6 protein-coding genes and 1 pseudogene are annotated in these 4,840 nt (G+C 69.1%); 6 read left to right on the top strand and 1 reads right to left on the bottom strand.

Annotation, left to right across the window (positions count from 1 at the left end; genetic code table 11):
* Positions 1–144: 144 nt before the first annotated feature.
* From ACXJMZ_RS36680 to ACXJMZ_RS36655, 6 genes and pseudogenes are all read left to right on the top strand, one after another.
* Positions 145–381 (top strand): sigma-70 family RNA polymerase sigma factor, encoded by a 237-nt coding sequence (locus tag ACXJMZ_RS36680; RefSeq protein WP_457034327.1) that lies wholly within the window; start codon positions 145–147, stop codon positions 379–381.
* A gap of 47 nt (positions 382–428) precedes the next feature.
* Complete coding sequence (locus ACXJMZ_RS36675; RefSeq protein ID WP_457034326.1) at positions 429–1,220, top strand: hypothetical protein; 792 nt, start codon at positions 429–431, stop codon at positions 1,218–1,220.
* A 33-nt stretch (positions 1,221–1,253) separates the two neighbouring features.
* Positions 1,254–1,772 (top strand): hypothetical protein, encoded by a 519-nt coding sequence (locus ACXJMZ_RS36670; RefSeq protein ID WP_457034325.1) that lies wholly within the window; start codon positions 1,254–1,256, stop codon positions 1,770–1,772.
* Positions 1,773–1,924: 152 nt separating this feature from the next.
* Positions 1,925–2,156 (top strand): annotated as a pseudogene (locus tag ACXJMZ_RS36665) (transposase); the annotation flags it as partial.
* Between the two features lie 228 nt (positions 2,157–2,384).
* Positions 2,385–2,999 carry a hypothetical protein gene (locus tag ACXJMZ_RS36660; protein ID WP_457034324.1) on the top strand — a complete coding sequence of 205 codons (615 nt, stop codon included), beginning with the start codon at positions 2,385–2,387 and terminating at the stop codon, positions 2,997–2,999.
* Positions 3,000–3,323: 324 nt separating this feature from the next.
* Positions 3,324–4,106 (top strand): IS5 family transposase, encoded by a 783-nt coding sequence (locus ACXJMZ_RS36655; protein WP_457034323.1) that lies wholly within the window; start codon positions 3,324–3,326, stop codon positions 4,104–4,106.
* On the opposite strand, the gene ACXJMZ_RS36650 is transcribed toward ACXJMZ_RS36655, so the two are convergent.
* Positions 4,072–4,554, bottom strand: coding sequence for a hypothetical protein (locus tag ACXJMZ_RS36650; RefSeq protein ID WP_457034322.1), 483 nt, complete (start codon positions 4,552–4,554; stop codon positions 4,072–4,074). The two genes, ACXJMZ_RS36655 and ACXJMZ_RS36650, sit on opposite strands and share 35 nt — an antisense overlap.
* Positions 4,555–4,840 lie beyond the last annotated feature (286 nt).

Here is a 4,840-nt window from a genome sequence, read left to right as displayed (position 1 = left end):
CGTTACACACCATCTCGGAGCCACCGACCGACCGGATCCAACTGGGCCCCGGCTACGCGTTCCGGTACTGATCTACCTGGTCTTCCGGTACTGATCTACCTGGTCCGGGCCTGAATGGCCGGCGCCGCCACCGGGGGACCGGAGGTGCACGGGAAGGAGACCGACCCGACGTTGCGGCTGGCGATGCTGGCGGCACTGGCCGAGCTCTCGGCCAAGGACCGCACTGTGCTGGTGCTGCGGTACTGGGAGGACCGCTCGGTGGAGGAGACCGCGCAGCTGATCGGCATCAGCGTCGGCTCCGTACGGACCCGCAGCCTGCGGGCCAGGCAGCGGATGAAGCAGATCCTCGGTCATGAGTTCGCCGAGCTGAGCCAGCCGTGACGGCGCCTCGCTTCCACCCCCCGCACATCCACCGAACGGAGAGCACCGTGTCCCAGCATCACCAGTCCGACGGCGAGTTGCACGACGCGCTCGGGCTCGTGACGGAAGGCTTCGCCCCACCCGGCCCCGATCTGGTCCTGCGCGCAGCGGCACGCGGCCGGAAGTTGCGCCGGACCCGCCGCTCGCAATGGGCGGTCGCTGCCGTGCTGGTGGTCGGCACCGCAGGCCTCGGTCTGGGCCGATTCACGGTCGCAGCCGGACCGGCGCCGACGCCGCCGGCGGCTTCGCCGACCGTTTCGGCGCCGGCGACCCCCGCACGGTCGCCCGCGCCGACCTACCGGCCAGCCATCGTTCCGCGAACAGGGCCGTTGGCCGAGCAGTTGGCGGCGCTGCTGCCGTCCCGTGGCACGGTGACGGTGGGCACCTCAGACGGCGGCTTCACCGACGGAAAACTGAGCACACGGGCCGGTAAGGCGGTCGAGGCGCGCGCAGGACTGGTCTTCACGGACGGACCCAAGGCTGGGGCGGTGAGCATCGAACTGGCGGTCCCCGTCGACTTGCCGGACCGGGCACGCATGTGCGTGAGCGACCAGTTGCTGCCACCGCAGACCTGCGCGTACCTCGCTGACGGGAGCACGGTCGTCACCTCAATGGACACCGTGGGATCGACCGGACCGGCTCTGCGCTGGTCCGTCACGGCAGTGCGCTCCGACAGCCGGGTGGTGAGCGTGACCCAGTACAACCGGGAGTCCACCACCGAACCCGGTCACTACTCCGAGATGCCGCTGACCCTGGACGAGATGACCGGTCTTGCGCTCAGCTCGCACTGGGGCCCCTGACGCCCGATCAGCCGCCCCAGTGCGGGTGAGCCTGTGCCGCTCGACGATGAAGTCGCCCTGGTACGGGTTGCGGGCGACCCGGTCGATCAGCCAGCGGACCAAGGCGTCCCACCCCTCGGGGACCGGATCGCCCTCGGCGCGTCGGCTCAGCTCCGCGTGCTGCTCCCGCTCGACGTCCGCGTCGTACCGTTCGAGGGCCGCGCGGACGTCCGGGCCGTCGAACGGGCGGAGGAAGTCGGCGAGGTAGTACCCCAGGGGGTCCTCCCCTTTCTCTTCGTCGGGCTCGGGCTCGGGCTCGGCGATCAGTCGCAGGGCAAGCGGCAGGGGCGCGGGGGTCATCGAGCAGACGGCGGCTTCCCTGAACTCGTAGGCCATGTAGGAGGCGGGCCCGTTCTCGCGCAGCAGCCGGGCGCGGGTGGCGACCAGCGGTTCGACCGCCTCGGCAGAGCGCTGGGTGGTGAGGGCCGTGACGGTGTACCAGAGCACGAGCTCGTCGTCGGAGTCCAGGTCAGCGATCAGCCGCCGCACCCTGGCGGGGTCGTCGAAGCCTGAACCTCTGCTGTCGCTGCTGCTGTGCAGAACCCACCCGCAGCCTGAGCGCGCGACACCGGGTGCTCTCGGAACTCGCCAACACCACTTCTTGGCACGACAGGGTGCTCTCCATCATCGCCAACATCTGCTCTCGCATCTCACCGATAAAGCCAGGTGACCGGCTGCCGCAATGGCTCGAAGCGGTCCGCCGCGGCGACCTCCCCAGCCTCCACTCCCTCGCCGCCGGACTCGAACGCGACCTGGACGCCGTGATCGCCGGCCTGACCCTCCCCTGGAGCTCCGGCGCGGTCGAAAGCCACGTCAACCGCATCAAGATGATCAAGCGTCAGATGTACAGCGGCCGGCTTCGGCCTCCTGCGGAAACGAATTCTGCTGGCTGGCTGATCCCCAACGCGCACGGTCAGGTGTTAGAAGCCGTTGCTCAATCGAGCTTGGTGATCGTGAGTTCGAGTCTGCTGTCTCGGTCGGGTGATCCTCTGGTCGGCTGGGCATGGCAGTGGGGACCTCCCGCACAACTCGGGTGCCAGGACACTGCGGGGCCGGGCTATCCGCCTCCGGTGTCACCGGAAGCGAATAGCATCCGGCGGGAACGAGCGGCTGACGGGAGTGGACGTGGACATCGAGGAGATACTGGACCAGCTCGGCGCGGTCATCGGGCCGCCGCCTGAGGGCGGAGTGGTCCCGGTCCCGTGGGAGCACGGGCCCGAGGAGCTCGGTTTCCAGCTGCCCGCGGACTACCGGGCGTTCGCCGATCGGTACGGGATGGTCAGCATCAGCGACGAGCTGCACATCTACACACCCTCGGCAGCGCCCAGTCCCCAGGTCGGGCAGCCACCCGGCTTCGAGGGATTCCTGTACAACACGACGGAGCCCTACGGATACTGCGCCTGGCTGGCCGAGGTCTACCGGGACGGGGACTACGACGAGTGCCCGTACCCGCTGTTCCCAGCCGAGGGAGGGCTCCTGAAGTGGGGCAACAACTACAACTCGGACCATTTCTTCTGGCTGATGCGGGGCCCGGACCCGGACCGGTGGCCGGTGGCCGCCAAGTTCCACTCGATGCGGGAGTGGGACCTGTTTGAGGGCGGCTTCCTGGAATTCCTGCTGGCGGCGGTGACGGAACAGTATCCGTACCACGGGGACGTCGTTCCCGGCGGGGTGAAGCAGGTCGGTGATGGCCGTGCTTATCGCTTTGGGGGTGACTGGTCGAAGCAGCTTCAGCAGTGAGCCCACGAACATGGTCAACGGCCGGCTCCGGGCGGCTCCGGCTCGGTGACCTGGCCAGCCGTTGTCGTACCGATCGCGGTGGGCATGGGTTCGATTGCGGTAGMTCGGTCGGGTGGTCTTGTCGCGTGCCGCGTATGAAGGCAGGGGCCTTGGTGCAGCTCGGGTCTGTCGAAGACCGTGAGCACACCAGGAGGCCTGTTGCCGCCGTCGTACGCCCTCGTACCTGCCGGTTTCAACTCGGCTGCACGATCGTGTGATTGCCTCGCTCACCGGTTCGGGAACGCCGGGGACCGCCCGCACAGGCGGCCGAGGTACCCCTCGGACATGAGCGACGCGGAGTGGGCGGTCGTCCGCGACGCGATGCCGGTTCCGGGTTGGCTGGAGGGACGCGGTGGGCGGCCGGAGGGCTACTGCCACCGGCAGCTGGTCGACGCTGTGCGCCACCTGGTTTCGGGCGGCATCGCCTGGAGGGCGGTGCCCGCGGACTTCCCCGCATGGGACCGCGTCTACGCCTTCTTCCGGTGCTGGCGCGACAACGGCCTGGTCGCGGAGTTCCACGACCGGCTGCGCGACCGGGTCCGCGAGGCGGCGGGCCGCGATCCGGAGCCGACCGCCGGGATCATCGACGCGCAGTCGGTGAAAGGGGCCGCGTCGGTGCCGGCCGCGAGCCGGGGGTTCGACGGCGGGAAGAAGGTGAACGGCCGCAGGAGGCACATCGTCGTGGACACCCTCGGGCTGCTGCTGACCGTGATGGTCACCGCCGCATCCGTCACCGACCGCGAGGCCGGCCAAACGTTGCTGGATCGGCTGCGTGAACGGCACTGGCGCATCTCGCTGGTGTGGGCCGACGGCGGCTACACCGGACGCCTGGTCGACCTCGCCCGCGACGCCTGGCGCATCGCGCTGACGGTGGTCAAACGCACCGACGACACCGCGGGCTTCGTGGTGCTGCCCAAAAGGTGGCTGGTGGAACGGACGTTCGCATGGCTGGTGCACTCACGCCGCCTGGCCCGCGACTACGAGACCCGCACCGACACCTCCGAGGCGATGATTCGGTGGTCGATGAGCATGGTCATGAGCCGCCGGCCCGCCCGGCGAGCACGCTGAACATCCCCGGCCGTTCCTCGACCAGCCAGCCCCGCGCGGCCAGGCGCTTCACCTTCGACCGCACTCCCTCCACCTTCGCCGCGACCACCTCCAAACCCAAGGCCGCCGCGAGCCGGCGACAGTCCATCCCCTCCCCGCTCCCCGCCAGGACCTCCACGAGCCGCTGGTAGTCCGGCGCCAGCAAGTCGAGAGCGAGCCCTTCCCTCCCGGCGGGAACCACCGATCCAGGCACCGCCACGGCGACCCGCGCAGGCCGTTCACCGGCCACCCCGGCCGACGGCGCCTCCTCGCCCACAGGAGGTTCTGCCAGGACTTCGGCCACCGTCTGACGGGCAATCACGAACCGCTCCCACGCGGCTTCCGCCTCCTGCAGCTCGGCCTGCAGGACCTCCACCCGCTGCCGAGCAGCACGCTCGCGCTCCTCCAGCAGACCCATCACCGACGGCATCCGGCACCTCCACCGAAGAGACGACACGACACCCCGTCTCTGCCACCGAGGCGCCAGCACGATGCCTGACCAGCGGAAACGCACCCATCACTATCGGATAGACAACAGCTTCTGAGCTTGTTGTTTAACCTCGCAGGTCACTCGACCTGCTGATCTGCAGTTCTTTCCGGGACAGCAGAGGCGGCCGTTCTCCACGCTTCGAGATGTCGAGTCACGAAGAACCAGAGATCGGCCGCTGCCCATGAGTCTTCCCGTCGACGCGCCATGAGTCTTCCCGTCGACGCGC

The sequence above is a fragment of the Kitasatospora sp. P5_F3 genome (assembly GCF_054049135.1).
This window is presented reverse-complemented; position numbering and strand designations above follow the sequence as displayed.